The organism is Streptomyces sp. NPDC088554 (assembly GCF_044752945.1).
In the GTDB taxonomy this organism is placed as follows: Bacteria; Actinomycetota; Actinomycetes; order Streptomycetales; family Streptomycetaceae; genus Streptomyces.
Window position 1 is genome coordinate 60,193 of record NZ_JBIVMF010000010.1, and the last position, 17,275, is coordinate 77,467.

The window sequence follows — 17,275 nt, forward strand, 5'->3', positions numbered from 1 at the left end:
CCTACTGCGGGAAGTAGCCCGTTCGGACAAAGAATTCGTCGTACGCGCGGAACAGCTCCCGGGTCGGCTCGGGGCGTACGATCCCGGTGCCTGCCAGCGCTGTGTCGGTGTCGGAGCTGTCCATTTCGAGGTACACGTCGGAGGAGCCGGCGCTACCGGAGACCGCCTCGAACGATTCGAGCAGCGGCAGCAGCGCGTTGCCGGGATCGGAGGTCACCCGGTCGCGCCAGGCGGAGCGGTCCAGTTCGACGAGCTCATGACCGAACGACCGCAGATGCTCCGCGAGTTCGGCGAAGGAGACGGACGCCCGGCCGGACATATGGAAGGTACCGCCCACCCCCTCCGGACGCCGGGTGAGCGCGAGTACGGCGGCGCTGACGTAGTCCACCGGCACGAGCTGGAAACCACCGCCGAGATCCGCCGGGACCGCGCGGGCCTGGAGCATTCCCTTGACGCTGAGCCAGACGAAGTCATGGGTCTGGCAGGCGCCGCTCCGCTGGTCGCCGGAGACCAGGTCCACCCGGTGGACCGTGACCGGCAGACCGCGCCCACGCGCCAGGCCGATGAGCTGCTCGGCCGCCCACTTGCTCCGTGTGTAGCCGTTGCGCAGCGCCTCGGGCGGCCCCGTGGGGTCGCCGGGGCCGAGCGGCACCCCGGGCGTCACCGGACCGGCGAAGACGCCGGTGGTGGAGAGATAGTGCACCGGTACGGTCCGGTGCCGGGAGGCCAGCCGCAGTATCTCGGCGGTCCCGTCGACATTGGCGGCCTTCAGAGCGGCGTACGGCTGGAGCCAGTTGACCTGCGCCCCCGCGTGGACGACCAGGTCGACCGAGCGGGACAGCGCGTCGAAACGGTCGGCCGTCAGACCGAGCAGGGGCTGCGCGAGGTCGCCGACGATCACTTCCAGACGGTCCTGGTCCACGTCGTCCCCCAGCTCGTACCACCGCAGGTTCTCCGTCAGACGGCGCAGCGCGTCCTCGTGGCCGGCGCCACGGACCAGACAGCGCACCACCGCGCTCGTGGTGCGCATCAGGTCGCGCAGCAGGAACGCGCCGATGAAGCCGGTCGCGCCGGTCAGCAGGACCTCGCCCGGGTCGGTGACGACGGAGACGGTGGTGGCGGCGGGCCGGATGTCGTCGGCGAGGGCGATACCGGCGGTGATGTCGGCGGCGATATCGGCGGTGGGATCGTCCCCGGCGGGGACGAGGTCGCGCAGCAGCCGGTCGGCGACGGCCCGGGGGGTCGGATGGTCGAAGACGAGCGTCGGCGGCAGCCGCAGCCCGGACGCGGCGTCGAGCTGATTGCGCAGCTGGACCGAGCCGAGGGAGTCGATGCCCAGCGCGGGGAAGGGCGCGTCGGCGCGTACGACTGCCGCGTCGCCGAGGCCCAGCAGACCGGCGACCCGGCTCCGTACGAGGTCGAGTACGCGGCCGGGGCGGTCGGCCACGGGCAGCGCGGCCAGCTCGTCGGCGAACGCCAGGGGGTCGTCGCCCGCCGCCGCGCGCCGGGTGCCGCGCCGGGCCAGCCCGCGCAGCAGGTGCGGGACCGACGGCTGCCGCCGTACCGCGTCCAGATCGATCGGGCAGGCGACGACGAGCGGGGCGCCGCTCGCGACGGCGGCGTCCAGCAGGACCATGCCGCGCTCGACGGAGACGGCCCCGAACCCCTCCCTGGCGACCCGGCCCAGATCCGTCGCGGCGGCCATGCCCCCCTCGTCCAGCGCCCACGGCCCCCAGGCCACCGAGACGGCGGGCAGACCGGCGGCGGCGCGCCGCTGGGCCAGCGCGTTGAGGGCGGTGTTGGCGGCGGCGTAGTTGGCCTGCCCCGCCCCGCCGAGGACACCGGCGACGGACGAGAACAGGACGAACGCGGTGAGGTCGTGATCGCGGGTCAGCTCGTCCAGATGCCGGGCCGCGTCGGCCTTGGGGCGCAGCACGGCGTCCAGACGCTCCGGCGTGAGCGCGGTGAACGCGCCGTCGTCGAGTATGCCGGCGGCGTGCACCACCGCGCGCAACGGCCGGTCGGCGGGGACGGAGTCCAGGACGGCGGCGAGGGCCGCGCGGTCACCGGCGTCGCACGCCTCGACGGTGGCGCGGGCGCCCAGCCCGGCCAGCTCCTCGACGAGGCGCGCCGCCCCGGGCGCACGGGGGCCGCTCCGGCTGGTCAGGACCAGGTGCCGCACCCGGTGGTGGGCGGCCAGATGCCGCGCCACATGGGCGCCGAGCGCGCCGGTGCCGCCGGTGATCAGCACGGTGCCGTCGCCGGGCCAGCCGCCGGTTCTGGCGGGGGCGGCGGGGAAGGGCGCGAGCCGGGGCACCAGGGCGCGGCCGTTCCGTAGTGCCACCTGGGGCACGCCGGAGGCGGCGACGGCGGCCAGGAGCGGCGGCGGTACGTCGGCGTCGGTATCGGTGTCGACCAGCACGAACCGGCCCGGGTGTTCGGACTGGGCGGAGCGCAGCAGGCCCCAGACGGGTGCCATGGAGGAGGGCGCCTCCCCGTCCACCGCGACCGCGCCCCGGGTCAGGACGGCGAGCGGGACATCGGCGGGGCCCTCGGCGAGCCGGCGCAGGGCCACATCGAGGACGCGGTGCAGCGGGGCCCCGGCGGCCACGCGCGCGACGGGCGGGGCGGGCCCGTCGGCGGCGGGCAGCACGACCGGCGTCCAGCCGACGCGGTACAGATCGCCCGGGGCGAGGGCCGGCGGCGGCTCGCCGTAGGTGATCCCGTCCACGGCGGCGATCACCCGCCCGGCCCGGTCGGTCAGCAGCAGCTCCGGCCCGTCCGGCGGGGCCGCCGGGACGCGGGCCGCGCGGGCCCCGGTGGCGTACGCGCGTACACCCCGCCAGTGGAGCACGGCCCGGTGGCCGACCGCGGCCGACAGCAGCTCCGGGTGGAGGATGTAGCGCTCGGCGTCGTCGCCGTCCACGGAGAGTTCGGTGGTCCCGGGGACGCTGTCCGGGGGCGGTACGAAGGGGGTCGGGCTGAGCAGGCCGTGGGCGTACGCGGTCCAGGCGCCGCCGCTGCCGGGGCGCGCGTGGATCCGCAGGGCGCGGCGGCCGTCCGCGTCCGCCGCGTCGACGGTGACCTGGAGGTGGACGCCGCCGCGCGGAGGCGGGGTCAGGGCGGCGACGACGGTCAGGGAGTCCACGGTGGTGCAGTCGACCTCGTCGGCCGCGCGCAGGGCGGCCTCGACCCAGACCGTCGCGGGCGTCCGGACATCCGCCAACTGCCCGGTGAGCGTGGCCTGTCCGCTGTCCGGGTCCTCGACGACGGAGGTCAGCAGCGGATGTCCGGTCGCGGGACGACCGGTGTCCTGCCGGGCGGTCTGCCAGTACCTGGTGTGGTCGAAGGCGTAGGTGGGAAGGCCGGTCCTGCGCGCACCGGAGCCGCTGAAGAATCCGGGCCAGTCCACCGGCAGACCGGCGGCGTAGAGCCGGCCGAGGGCGGTCAGCAGCGCGGTCGGCTCGTCGGTGGAGCGGCGGGTCAGCGCGACGGCGACCGGGGCTTCGGTGATCAGGGCCGTCAGCACCGCCGAGGGACCCACTTCCACGAAGGCGTCCACACCGTCGGCGGTCATGGCCGTGACGGCGTCGGCGAAGCGGACGGGTTCCCGCGCGTGCCGGACCCAGTAGTGCGGGTCGGTGAGTTCGCCGGGTCGTACCGGTTGTCCCGACAGGCCGGAGACCAGGGGGATGGTGGGTTCGCGCAGGGTGAGGGAGCCGAGGGTTTCGGCGTACTCGTCGAGCATCGGGTCCATGAGGGGGGAGTGGAAGGCGTGGGAGACCCGGAGCCGGGTGTGGCGGATGTCGCCCAGTGCGGTCAGTACGGCGTCGACCGCGGCGGTCCCGCCGGAAATCACCACGGACCGGGGCCCGTTGACCGCCGCGATATCGACCCCGTCGCGCAGCAGCGGCCGGACCCGGTGCTCGGCCGCCTGTACGGAGACCATCGCGCCCAGGGAGGGCAGCGCCTGCATCAGCCGGCCCCGCGCGGCCACCAGCGTGACCGCGTCCGCGAGATCGATCGCCCCCGCCACATGGGCCGCGGTGATCTCTCCCAGCGAGTGACCGGCCACCACCGCCGGCCGTACGCCCCAGGACTCCACCAGCCGGAACAGCGCGGTCTCGAACGCGAACAGGGCGGGCTGGGCGAATTCGGTGCGTTCCAGGCCGTCTCCCGAGGCGATCACTTTCGCCAGTGCGGGCGAGAAGCGGTCGCACACCTCGGTGAAGACCTCGGCGAACAGCGGGAAGGCGGCGGCCAGTTCGCGCCCCATGCCCGCGCGCTGCGCCCCCTGGCCCGAGAACACCATCCCGACCCGTCGCCGTCCGGCCGGATCGGGGGCGGGCGCGTCCGCCGCGGCGGTCAGGGCGCCGACCAGATCCGCCTTCGTACGTCCCGGGACGACCGCGCGGTACGGCAGGGCCGCGCGCGTGGTGGCCAGGGAGTACGCCACATCGGTCAGGGCGCCGTCCGGGACGGTGGCGAGGTGGTCGCGGATCCGGCCGAGCTGCCCACGCAATCCGCCGGGAGTGGCACCCGTGACGACGAACGGCAGGAGGGGCGGGCGGTTCTGCCCGTGCCGAGTGGTGTGTTCGGTGGTGTCGGGCTCCGTCGCGGGTGGTTCCTCGATGATGACGTGGGCGTTGGTGCCGCTGACGCCGAACGACGACACGGCCGCCCGGCGGACCCGCTCCGGCGTACGGGGCCACGGCTGTTGGTCGACGGCGAGGCGTACCGCCCCGGCCGACCAGTCCACGACCGTGGCCGGTTCATCGGCGTGCAGGGTGCGCGGCACGGTCCCGTGCCGCAGGGCGAGCAGTGTCTTGATGACGCCGCCCACGCCCGCGGCGGCGGAGGTGTGTCCGATGTTGGATTTGAGGGAGCCGAGCCAGGTGGGTTGGTGGTGGGTGCGGTTGTGGCCGTAGGTGGTGAGGAGTGCTTGTGCTTCGATGGGGTCGCCGAGTCGGGTTCCGGTGCCGTGTCCTTCGATGAGGTCGATGTCGTTGCCGGTGAGGTGGGCGTCGGTCCAGGCGGCGTGGATGACGCGTTCCTGGGCGGGTCCTGAGGGTGCGGTGAGTCCGTTGGAGGCGCCGTCCTGGTTGAGTGCGGTGCCTCGGACGAGGCCGAGGACGGGGTGGCCGTCGCGTTGGGCGTGGGAGAGGCGTTGGAGGAGGAGGATTCCGACGCCTTCGGACCAGCCGGTGCCGTCGGCGTCGGCGCTGAAGGATTTGCAGCGGCCGTCCACGGCCAGCCCCTGCTGACGCGAGAACTCGATCCAGGCCCCGGGCGTCGACATGACGGTCACCCCACCGGCGAGGGCGAGGGTGCATTCGCCGGCGCGCAGGGCGCGGACGGCGAGATGCAGGGCGACCAGGGAGGAGGAGCAGGCGGTGTCGACGGTGATCGCGGGCCCGCGCAGATCGAAGCTGTACGCGATCCGGCCCGACGCCACACTGGCCGCGCTGCCGGCGAGCAGATAGCCGCGCAGCTCGTCCGCGCCGGTGTCCATGTCGGTGTAGCTCTGTCCGGCGAAGCCCGCGAACACACCGGTACGGCTGCCGCGCAGTGAGGACGGGTCGATGCCCGCGCGTTCGACCGCCTCCCAGGCGACCTCCAGCAGCAGCCGCTGCTGCGGGTCGGTGGCCAGGGCCTCGCGGGGCGACATACCGAAGAACGCGGCGTCGAAGTCGCCCGCGGCGTCCAGGAATCCGCCTCGGGTGGAGTCGGAGCGGGTGGCGAGGTCGTCGAGGTCCCAGCCGCGGTCGTCGGGGAAGTCGCCGATCGCGTCGGTACCCTCGTCGACGAGCCGCCAGAGGTCCTCGGGGGTACGGACACCGCCGGGATAGCGGCAGGCCATCGACACGATGGCGATCGGGTCGTCGCCGGACTCCAGCTCGGTGAGCCGTTCCCGGGTGCGCCGCAGTTCCCCCGTCACCCGTTCGAGATAGGTGGTGAGCTTCCGTTCGTTCGGTGTGGTCATGCGAAGTCGCTCGCTTCCTTGCCGGGGTGGCCGAGTTCTTGGTCGACGCGCGCGAACAGGTCGTCCAGGGACGCGTCGGGCGCGGGACTCAGCAGGGTGCGCAGATGCTCGGCGAGAGCGGCCGGGGTGGGGTGGTCGAAGACGAGTGTGGCGGCGAGGGACAGACCGCTGACCCGGCCGATCAGGTTGCGCAGCTCGACTGCCATCAGCGAGTCGAGGCCCATCTCCTGGAACGGCCTTTCGGGGCCGACCACTTGGGTGGGAGCGTGGCCGAGCACCGTAGCGGTGTGTTCGCACACCACGTCCAGTACGTACGCGTCGCGGTCGGCCTCGGGGAGCGCGGCGAGCCGCTCCACCAGGTCGGTCCCGGCGGGCCCGGCGGTGTCCGCGGCGGCCACGCTCCTGGGCGGAGCGCCGTCGGCGATCCAGTAGTGCTGGTGGTCGAAGGCGTAGGTGGGGAGGGAGACCCGGCGCGCGCCGGTGCCGGTGAAATAGCCCGCCCAGTCGACGGGGACCCGGGCGGTGTGGAGTTGGGCGAGGGCGCCGAGCAGGGTGGCGGCCTGGTCGGTGTCACGACGGCCGAACGGGACGGCGAGGGGCGTGTGGGTGATGAGGCTGGTGAGGGTGGCGTCGGGGCCGACTTCGGCGAAGACGTCGATGCCGCCGGCTGCCATGGCGCCGATGGCGTCGGCGAAGCGGACGGGGTGGCGGGTGTGGCGTACCCAGTAGTGCGGGTCGGTGAGTTCGCCGGGTCGTACCGGTTGTCCCGACAGGCCGGAGACCAGGGGGATGGTGGGTTCGCGCAGGGTGAGGGAGCCGAGGGTTTCGGCGTACTCGTCGAGCATCGGGTCCATGAGGGGGGAGTGGAAGGCGTGGGAGACCCGGAGCCGGGTGTGGCGGATGTCGCCCAGTGCGGTCAGTACGGCGTCGACCGCGGCGGTCTCGCCGGAAATCACCACGGAACGGGGCCCGTTGACGGCGGCGAGGGCGACGCCCTCGGAGAGATGGGGCAGGACCTCGTCCTCGGACACCTGGACGGCCACCATCAGTCCACCGGAGGGCAGCGCCTGCATGAGCCGGCTCCGGGCGCCGATGAGGGCGACGGCGTCGGCGAGGTCGAGCACTCCGGCGAGGTGTGCTGCGGTGATCTCGCCGAGGGAGTGTCCGGCGACCATGGCGGGCCGCACACCCCAGGATTCGAGCAGACGGTAGAGGGCGACCTGGAAGGCGAACAGGGCGGGCTGGGCGAATTCGGTGCGTTCCAGGCCGTCTCCCGAGGCGATCACTTTCGCCAGTGCGGGCGAGAAGCGGTCGCACACCTCGGTGAAGACCTCGGCGAACAGCGGGAAGGCGGCGGCCAGTTCGCGCCCCATGCCCGCGCGCTGCGCTCCCTGGCCCGAGAACACCATTCCCAGCCGACGGTCGGCGGCAGCGGCGTCCGGAATGTGCCGCGCGAGCTGGGCGACCGCTTCGGCGGGCGTACGGGCGGCGACCGCGGCCCGGTAGGGCAGGTGCGAGCGGTGCACGGCCAGTGAGTACGCCACGTCCAGCGGGTCCGCCGCGTCGTCGAGGAGCAGGGCCGAGAGGCGCTCGACCTGACCTCGCAGGGCGGTGGCCGAGGCGGCCGACACCAGGAACGGCAGGAGGGGCGGGCGGTTCTGCCCGTGCCGGGCGGTGTGTTCGGTGGTGTCGGGCTCCGTCGCGGGTGGTTCCTCGATGATGACGTGGGCGTTGGTGCCGCTGATACCGAACGACGACACGGCCGCCCGGCGGACCCGCTCCGCTGTACGGGGCCACGGGCGCGCGCTGTCGAGCAGCCGGACACCGCCCGTGTCCCAGTCGACATCCGGCGTCGCCTCCTGGACGTGCAGGGTGCGGGGCATCCGTTCGTACCGCATGGCCTGCACGGTCTTGATGATGCCGGCGACCCCCGCCGCCGACTGCGTATGCCCGATGTTGGATTTGAGGGAGCCGAGCCAGGTGGGTTGGTGGTGGGTGCGGTTGTGGCCGTAGGTGGTGAGGAGTGCTTGTGCTTCGATGGGGTCGCCGAGTCGGGTTCCGGTGCCGTGTCCTTCGATGAGGTCGATGTCGTTGCCGGTGAGGTGGGCGTCGGTCCAGGCGGCGTGGATGACGCGTTCCTGGGCGGGTCCTGAGGGTGCGGTGAGTCCGTTGGAGGCGCCGTCCTGGTTGAGTGCGGTGCCTCGGACGAGGCCGAGGACGGGGTGGCCGTCGCGTTGGGCGTGGGAGAGGCGTTGGAGGAGGAGGATTCCGACGCCTTCGGACCAGCCGGTGCCGTCGGCGTCGGCGCTGAAGGATTTGCAGCGGCCGTCCACGGCCAGCCCCTGCTGACGCGAGAACTCCACGAAGGTGGTCGGGGTGGCCATCACACTGACCCCACCGGCGAGGGCGAGGGCGCATTCGCCGGCGCGCAGGGCGCGGACGGCGAGATGCAGGGCGACCAGGGAGGACGAGCAGGCGGTGTCGACGGTGATCGCGGGCCCGCGCAGATCGAAGCTGTACGCGATCCGGCCCGACGCCACACTCCCGGCGCCGCCGGTCATCATGTAGCCCTCCACCTCGTCCGGGAGCTGTTCGGCCCGAGCGGCGTAGTCGTGGTAGCTGACCCCCATGAACACACCGGCGTCGCTGCCACGGACCTCCTCGACCGGGATGCCGGCGCGTTCCCACGCCTCCCACGAGACCTCCAGGAGGAGCCGCTGCTGCGGGTCCATGGCGAGGGCCTCGCGGGGGCTGATGCCGAACAGGGCCGCGTCGAACCGCCCCGCGTCGTACAGGAAGCCGCCGTGCCGGGTGGCCGAGCGGCCGGTCCCGTCGGGGTCCGGATCGAAGAGGCGGCCGGTGTCCCAGCCGCGGTCGTCGGGGAAGTCCGCGATCACGTCGACCTCGTCGGCGACGAGACGCCACAGCGCTTCCGGGTCGGCGGCGCCGCCGGGGAAGCGGCCCGCCATCGAGACGATGGCGATCGGGTCGTCCTCGATGTCCTGGGGCCGCCCGGCCACCGGGGACCCGTCCGCCACCGAGGGGGCGAACCCGAGCACACGCTCGCGCAGATGCGCGGCGAGGGCCGCCGGTGTCGGATGGTCGAAGAGCAGGGTGGTGGGCAGCGGCAGTCCGGTCGCGGTCCGGAGCCGGTTGCGCAGTTCCACCACGGTCAGCGAGTCGAAACCGGACTCGCGGAACGCGCGGTCCGGACGGATCGTGTCCCCGTCGGCCGCGTCATGGCCGAGAACCGTCGACGCGTGGGCGCGGATCAGCTCCAGCAACTGCCGCTCCTGGTCCGCCCGCGACAGTCCGGCGAGCCGTCCGGCCAGCCCGCTCTCCTCCCGGGGCGCGTCGGCGACGGCGCGGGCCGGGGCGCGGACGAGCCCGCGCAGCAGCGGTGGGAGGGTGTGCTCCCGCGCCCGGCCGCGCAGCGCCGCCAGATCGAGGTGGGCGGGCAGCAGCAGGGCCTGCCCGCCGTCGAGCGCGGCGGAGAGCAGCGCCATGCCGTCCGGGGTGGACAGCGGGGCCAGTCCGGAGCGGCGCAGCCGCGCCACATCGGTCTCGGCGAGGTCGCCCAGCCCACTGCTGCGGGCCCACAGCCCCCACGCCAGGGAGACACCGGGCAGCCCCCCGGCGCGGCGCCGGTGCGCGAGGGCGTCGAGGAACGTGTTGGCGGCGGAGTACGCGGACTGCGCCGGGGTGCCGAGCACGCCCACGGCGGAGGAGAACAGCACGAACGCCGAGAGGGGCAGGCCGCGGGTGAGTTCGTCCAGATGGATCGCGCCGTCGACCTTGGGACGCAGCACCGCGTCCAGGCGCTCGGGCGTCATGGCGTCCAGCGGGCCGTCGTCGACCGCGCCCGCCAGATGGAACACGCCGGTCAGCGGGTGCCGGTCCGGGACACCGGCGAGCAGCGCGGCGAGCGCGGCGCGGTCGGCCACGTCGCAGGCGTGGACCCGGACCTCGGCGCCCGCCGCGATCAGCTCGGCGGTCAGCTCGTCGGCGCCGGGCGTCCCGGCCCCCCGGCGTCCGGTGAGAACCAGATGCCGGGCCCCGGCGGAGACGAGGTGGCGGGCGAGATCGCCGCCGAGGGCCCCGAGGCCGCCGGTGATCAGGATCGTGCCGTCCGGGTCGACCACGGTCCGGCCGGCGCGTTCCCGCCGTACCAGTCGGGGTACGTGGATCACGTCGCCACGGATCGCGGCCTGTCCCTCCCCGGCGGCCGCCATGAGCGCGGCGGCGCGCAGGACGCCGCCCTCATCGGTGATGGCGTCCGCGTCCAACAACAGCAGCCGGTCGGGGTGTTCGGCCTGCGCGGAGCGCACCAGCCCCCATACGGCGCCCTGCCCGGCATCGGTCACATCGGCGTCGCCGCGTACCGCGACAGCGCCACGGGTGAGCACCACCAGCCGTGCCGACAGGGGGCGTTCGTCGGCGAGCCAGCCGCGGAGCTCCGTCAGGACCCCGGCCGTCGTGGCGCGGACGGCCGCCGCACCGGGACCGGCGGGCTCCACACGCAGCAGTGTGACGTCGGCCTCGGCGGCGGGACCGGCGGGCAGCGGCTGCCAGTCGACCCCGAACAGCGCCCCGCCGCCGAGGGGTCCGGCCGTCAGATCCACCGGGGAGACGGTCCGCATCAGCAGCGACTCGACGGCCGCCACCGGAGCGCCGGTGGGGTCGGTCGCGGTCACCCGGACCGCGTCGCCTCCCGCCGGGGCGACCCGCACCCGCAGGGTGGTGGCCCCCGCCAGCGCCACGGACACACCGGACCAGGCGAACGGCATCCGCAGCCGCCCGGCCCCGGTTCCGCCCCCGGCGGTGCGCAGCAGTTCGGCGTGGAGGGCCGCGTCCAGCAGCGCGGGATGGACGGCGTACCGGCGGGCGTCCTGGTGGTGGGCCTGGTCGAGGGCGACCTCGGCGTACATCTCGTCGCCCTGCCGCCAGGCGGCGCGCAGCCCCCTGAACGCGGGCCCGTACCCGTACCCGTCGGCCTCGCGGTCCGCGTAGAACGTGGTCACGTCGACCGGCTCGGCGCCGGGCGGCGGCCAGGCGGTGGACGTCTGCGCCGCCGGGGCGGCGACGGTCAGTGAGCCGACCGCGTGCCGTGTCCACGGCTCGTCCTCGCCGGTCGCGGGGCGGGCGTGCACCGCGACCGGCCGGCCACCCCGGGCGTCGGGCGCGTCGACGGTGACCCGCAGCTGTACGGCCGCCCCCTCGGGGAGCAGCAGCGGCCGCTCGATGGTCAGTTCCTCGATCCGGGTACGACCGACCTCGTCCCCGGCCCGGAGCGCCAGCTCGACGAAGCCGGTGCCGGGCATCAGGGCCGTACCGCCGACCGCGTGGTCGGCGAGCCAGCCGGGTGCGCGCGGCGACACCCGGCCGGTGAGCACGGTCCGGTCGCCGTCGATCTCCTCCAGGACCGCGCCGAGCAGCGGATGGCCGGCCGGGACCAGCCCGGCCGCCGCGACATCGGCCGCCCCGGCCACCGGCGCCAGCCAGTGCCTGCGCTGCTGGAAGGGGTACGTGGGCAGCTCGGTCCGGCGCGCCGGGGTACCGGCGAGCGTCGCGTCCCAGTCCACGGCGACGCCCCGGACATGCGCCTCGGCGAGCGAGCGGAGGAAGCGCTCCGGGCCGCCCTCGTCACGGCGCAGGGTGCCCACCGCGGCGGGCTGGTGCCCGTCCTCGTCGGCGGTGTCCAGCAGCGCCGACACGAGGAGCGGGTGCGGGCTGCACTCGATGAACGTACGGTGCCCGTCGCCGAGCAGGGAGCGGACCGCGGCCTGGAAGTCCACCGGCTCGCGGGCGTTCTGGAACCAGTAACCGGTGTCGAGGCCGTCGGCGTCGAGCGGCCCGCCGGTGACCGTCGAGTAGAACGGGACACGCGGCCGGTGGTGCGGGATGCCGTCGAGCAGTTCCCGCAGCGGCTCGCGCAGCGGATCGACCAGCGCGCAGTGCGAAGCCCCCGCGCGCACCACGACGCGGGCACGGACGCCGTCGGTCTTGCAGCCGGCGACGAAGCGCTCGACCTCGTCCGGTTCCCCGGCCACGGTCACCGCGAGCGGCCCGTTGACGACGGCGAGGTCGATACGGGCCGCCCGCTCGGCGATACGGCGGCGTACGTCGTCGGCGGAGAGTTCGACCGCGGCCATCATGCCGCGGCCGGGCAGCCGCTCCGCGAACAGACGGCTGCGACGCACCACGACCGTGGCGGCGTCCGGCAGGGTCAGTACGCCGGCGACACAGGCGGCCGCCAGCTCGCCCTGGGAGTGGCCGACGACCGCCGCGGGCCGTACCCCGTGCGCCTCCCACAGCGCGGCGAAGGACACCATGACGGAGAAGAGCACCGGCTGCGCCACATCGGTGCGCTCCAGGTCGGCGGCGCCGGGACGGCCCAGCACGGTGTCGAGCAGGGACCAGTCGACGAGCGGGTCGATCGCCGCCGCGCACGCGCGCAGCCGGGCGGCGAACACGGGAACCCGCTCGTACAGCGCGGTCGCCATGCCCGGCCACTGCGACCCGTGTCCGGGGAAGACGAAGGCGACCCGGCCGGGGTCGTCGGCCGTGCCCCGGGTGACAGCGGCGCCCGGCGCACCGGCGGCCAGTGTGTCCAGCGCGTCCGCGAAGCCGGTGCGGTCGTCGGCCACCACCACGGCGCGGTGGCGCAGATCGGCGCGCCCGTGGACGAGGGTGAACGCCACGTCGGCCGGGGCGAGTTCGGGGTGGGCGTCCAGATGTGAGCGCAGCCGTACGGCTTGCTCCCGCAGCGCGTCCGGGGTCTTCGCGGACAGCGGCCAGGCCACCGGCCCGGCCGGGGCCGGGGAGGGCTCCGTGTCGGCCTGCGGGGGCGCCTCCTCCAGGATGAGGTGGGCGTTGGCGCCGCTGATGCCGAACGACGACACACCGGCCCGGCGGGGCCGTCCGTCGGTACGGGGCCAGTCGACCGCCTCGGTCAGCAGACGGACCGCGCCCGACTCCCAGTCGATGCCCGGGGACGGCTCGTCGACGTGCAGGGTGCGGGGCAGTGTGCCGTACCGCAGCGCCATGACGATCTTGATCATGCCGGCCACGCCCGCGGCGGACTGGGTGTGCCCGATGTTCGACTTGACGGAGCCGAGCCACAGCGGCCGGTCGCCCGGCCGGTCCTGACCGTACGTCGCGAGCAGGGCGTGTGCCTCGATGGGGTCGCCGAGCCGGGTGCCCGTGCCATGGGCCTCGACCGCGTCGACATCGGCGCCGGTCAGCCCGGCCGCGCGCAGGGCCCCGCGGACGACCCGGCGCTGTGCGCCGCCGTTCGGGGCGGTCAGACCGTTGGACGCCCCGTCGGAGTTGACCGCGGAACCACGGACCACGGCCAGCACCGTGTGGCCCGCGCGGCGGGCGTCGGAGAGCCGTTCCAGTACGAGCACACCGGCGCCCTCGGCCCACCCGGTGCCGTCGGCCGCCGCCGAGAACGCCTTCGACCGGCCGTTCGGCGACAGCCCGCCCAGCCGGCTCAGCTCGGCGAACACCCCCGGCGTCGGCATGACGGTCACCCCGCCCGCCAGCGCCAGCGAGCATTCGCCGCCGGTCAGTGCCCGCGCCGCCGTGTGCACGGCCACGAGCGACGCCGAGCAGGCGGTGTCCAGGGTGACGGCCGGGCCGCGCAGACCGAGGACGTACGCGATCCGGCCCGACGCGACGCTCGGGGTGGTGCCGGTGTAGAGGTAGCCGTCGGAGCCGTCGGAGGGTTCGCCCAGCCGGGGCCCGTACTCCTGGAACGTGGTGCCCACGAAGACACCGGTGTCGCTGTCCCGCAGCGACACCGGGTCGATGCCCGAGCGCTCCAGGGACTCCCACGCGGTCTCCAGCAGCAGCCGCTGCTGCGGGTCCAGCGCGGTGGCCTCGCGGGGGCCGATGCCGAAGAACGCGGCGTCGAAACCCGCCACATCGGACAGGAAGCCGCCCTCGCGGACGTACGAGGAACCACGGCGCTCCGGGTCCGGGTCGTACAGGCGGTCGAGATCCCACCCCCGGTCGTCGGGGAACGCGCCGATCGCGTCGACGCCGTCGGCCACGACCCGCCACAGATCCTCCGGTGACCGCACCCCACCGGGGAAGCGGCAGGCCATACCGACGATGACGATCGGATCGTCGGCCGCCGCCACGACCGTACGGTCCGTGGCGTCGGAGTCGGCGTCCCTGTCCGCTCCGGGCCGCAGACGGCCGGCGAGCAGGCCGGGCGTGGGATGGTCGTAGACCAGGGTCTCCGGCAGCCCGCGACCGGTCGCGGTGGCCAGTCGGACGCTCAGCTCCACGGCGGTGGCCGAGGTGAGCCCGAGGTCGCGGAACGACCGGTCGGCGGGGATGTCGCCGGGAGTGTCGAGGCCGAGTACGGCGGCGGTGTGCCGCCGCACCAGGTCCAGGGTGTCCTCCTCCGACGCGGCTTCGGCGGGCACGGACACCGACTCGGGCGCGGGTACGGCCGGAGGCGTCGCGGCCGGGGCCGCGTCGGGCAGCCAGTGCCTGCGGCGGCGGAAGGCGTAGGTGGGCAGCGGGACACGGCGGCCACCGTCGGCCACCGCGGCCAGGTCCACCTCGGCGCCGCCCGTGTACAGGCCCGCCAGGGCCTCCACGACGGTCTCGGGTTCGGGACGGCCGGCGCGTGCCGTGGCGAGGAACCGGCGGCCCCCGGGAGCACCGGAGCGGGCCATGGTGGCGAGCACGGTGTCCGGCCCGAGTTCGAGGTAGGTGGTGACCCCCGCCGCGTCCAGACGGCGTACACCGTCGAGGAACCGGACACACGCGCGCACATTGCGCACCCAGTACTCCGGGTCGCACAACGCGGCGGCGGTCGCGAGATCACCGGTGACGGTGGAGACGACCGGCAGCCGGGGCGGCGCGTACGACACGGACCGCGCGACCGTCCGGAACGCGTCCAGCATCCCGGCCATCCGGGGGGAGTGGAACGCGTGGCCGACCTGGAGCCGGCGGGTGCGGCGGCCCTCGGCGCGCCAGTGCGCGGCGAGGGCGTCGACCACGTCGGTGTCACCGGAGACCACCACCGCCCGGGGACCGTTCACCGCGGCGATGCCCACCCGCTCCTCCAGGCCGGCCAGGGTGGCCCCGACCTCCTCCTCGGTGGCCTCGACCGCTGCCATCGCCCCGCCCTCGGGCAGGGCCTGCATGAGCCGGCCCCGCGCGGCGACCAGCGCACAGGCGTCCGGCAGCGACAGCACCCCGGCGACATGGGCCGCCGCCAGCTCGCCCACGGAGTGCCCCAGCAGCAGGGCGGGCCGCACACCGAGACCGGTGACGAACCGGTACAGCGCGACCTCGAAGGCGAACAGGCCGGGCTGGGCGTACTCCGTACGGTGCACCAAGTCGGCGCCGGGCGAGCCGGGTTCGGCCCACAGCACGTCGCGCAGCGGCCGGTCCAGCGCGGTGTCGAGATGCTCGCACACCGCGTCGAAGGCGGCGGCGAACGCCGGGTGGGCGGTGTACAGCGCGTGCCCCATCCCCGGTCGCTGCGCGCCCTGCCCGGTGAAGAGCACCGCCGTCCCGCCGCCGTCCGCCTCGCCCTCGACGGTCCCGGCGCCCGGGACCCCCGCGCCCAGCGCGTCGAGCCGGGTGAGCAGGGTGCCGAGGCCGTCGGCGACCACAACGGCGCGGGCGGGGAAGGCGGTACGGGTGGTGACGAGCGATGCCGCCAGGTCGGCGGGCCGGGTGTCCGGACGCTCGCGGACCCAGGCGGCGAGGCGCCGCGCCTGGGCGCGCAGCGCCACCGGGTCGCGGCCGGACACCGCGTACGGCAGCGGCAGTGTGTGGCCGACCGGACCGGGGGCGGCGGCGGTCGGCGCCGGGGCGGCCGACAGGACCAGATGACAGTTGGTGCCGCCCATGCCGAGCGAGCTGACCCCGGCGATCAGCGGCTCGTCCGGCCGGGGCCACGCGCCGAGCCGGTCGTGCACGCGCAGCCGCGCCTGCGCCATCGGGATCCGCGGGTTCGGGTCACGGTAGTTGAGGCTGGCGGGGAGCTCACCGGCGCGCAGCGCGAGCACCACCTTGAGCAGACCGGTGATGCCCGCGGCGGCTTCCAGGTGGCCCACGTTGGTCTTCGCCGAGCCGACGAGCAACGGCCGTCCGGCGGGCCGGAACCGGCCGAGGGCCGCGCCGAGCGCCTCGGCCTCGACCGGATCGCCGACGCGGGTGCCGGTTCCGTGCAGCTCGACGTACTGGACGGCCGCCGGGTCGACCCCCGCTCGCTCGTAGGCCGCCTCGATCACCGCGCGCTGCGCGTCCGGGTCCGGGGTGGTCAGATCCTGGCCGCCGCCGTCGTTGTTGACCGCGCCGCCCCGGATCACGCACCAGACCTCGTCGCCGTCGGCGAGCGCCCGGCGCAGCGGCTTGAGCACCACCATCGCGCCGCCCTCGCCCCGGACATAGCCGTTGGCGCGGGCGTCGAAGGTCCAGCACTCGCCGTCCGGGGACAGCCCGCCGAACCGCTCGACGCTCACGGTCGCGGCGCCGGTGAGATTGAGCTGCACACCGCCCGCGAGCGCGACATCGGACTCTCCCGACCAGAGGCTCTGGCAGGCGAGATGCACGGCGACCAGGGACGACGACTGCCCGGTGTCCACGGTCATACTGGCGCCGCGCGCACCGAGCCGATGGGAGAGCCGGTTGGCGATGACGCCATGGCTGAGCCCGGCCAGGGTGTGCGGGGTGACCGCCTCCGGGCCGGCGCTCGCGGTGAGCCGGGCGTAGTCGTCGCCGATCGCCCCGATGAAGACACCGAGCCCGGTGCCACGGACGCTCACCGGCGCGATGCCCGCGCTCTCCATCGACTCCCAGCCCAGTTCGAGGGCGAGGCGCTGCTGTGGGTCCATGGCGGCCGCCTCACGCGGCGTGACACCGAAGAAGTCGGCGTCGAAGTCCGCCACCCGGTCGAGGAAGCCACCACGGCGTACGCGTACGGGGGTGTCGAGCCACCGGTCGGCGGGGGCCTCGGCGATCGCGCTGCGCCCGTCGCGCAGCAGCTGCCAGAACGCGTCGGGGCCGGCTGCGCCGGGCAGCCGACAGGCGATTCCGATAACGGCTACGGGCTCCGGAGGAACATATTTTTCATACACGTCTACGGCCACGGATTCGACGTTAGGCGCGTTGATCAATCGCATGGAATATCTCAGGTAATTGGCCCTGCGGTTCTCCGCGGTGAACGGTTGATTCTCTGCCGGTGCTAGGTTCCGTGGAGAACCGGACGAGGGTGGGAGATGTGGTGGACGAATTCCTGGAAGCGATTCTCGATAACCG

The 17,275-nt window shown here is 74.6% G+C and carries 2 protein-coding genes; both read right to left on the reverse strand.

Translation table 11 applies throughout. The features are described from left to right. Position 1 precedes the first annotated feature (1 nt). On the reverse strand, positions 2-5,983 hold the full coding sequence (locus tag ACIP8W_RS13960) for a thioester reductase domain-containing protein (RefSeq protein ID WP_402203076.1): 5,982 nt from the start codon (positions 5,981-5,983) through the stop codon (positions 2-4). Further along, entirely contained in the window at positions 5,980-17,106 is an 11,127-nt protein-coding gene (locus tag ACIP8W_RS13965) for an SDR family NAD(P)-dependent oxidoreductase (RefSeq protein WP_402203078.1), read from the reverse strand. The genes ACIP8W_RS13960 and ACIP8W_RS13965 overlap by 4 nt, the downstream gene beginning before the upstream one ends. Between the last annotated feature and the right edge of the window lie 169 nt (positions 17,107-17,275).

Bases quoted from the DNA above. Each gene is read 5' to 3' on its own strand.
- ACIP8W_RS13960 (WP_402203076.1), bottom strand. From the start codon at position 5,983: ATGACCACACCGAACGAACGGAAGCTCACCACCTATCTCGAACGGGTG.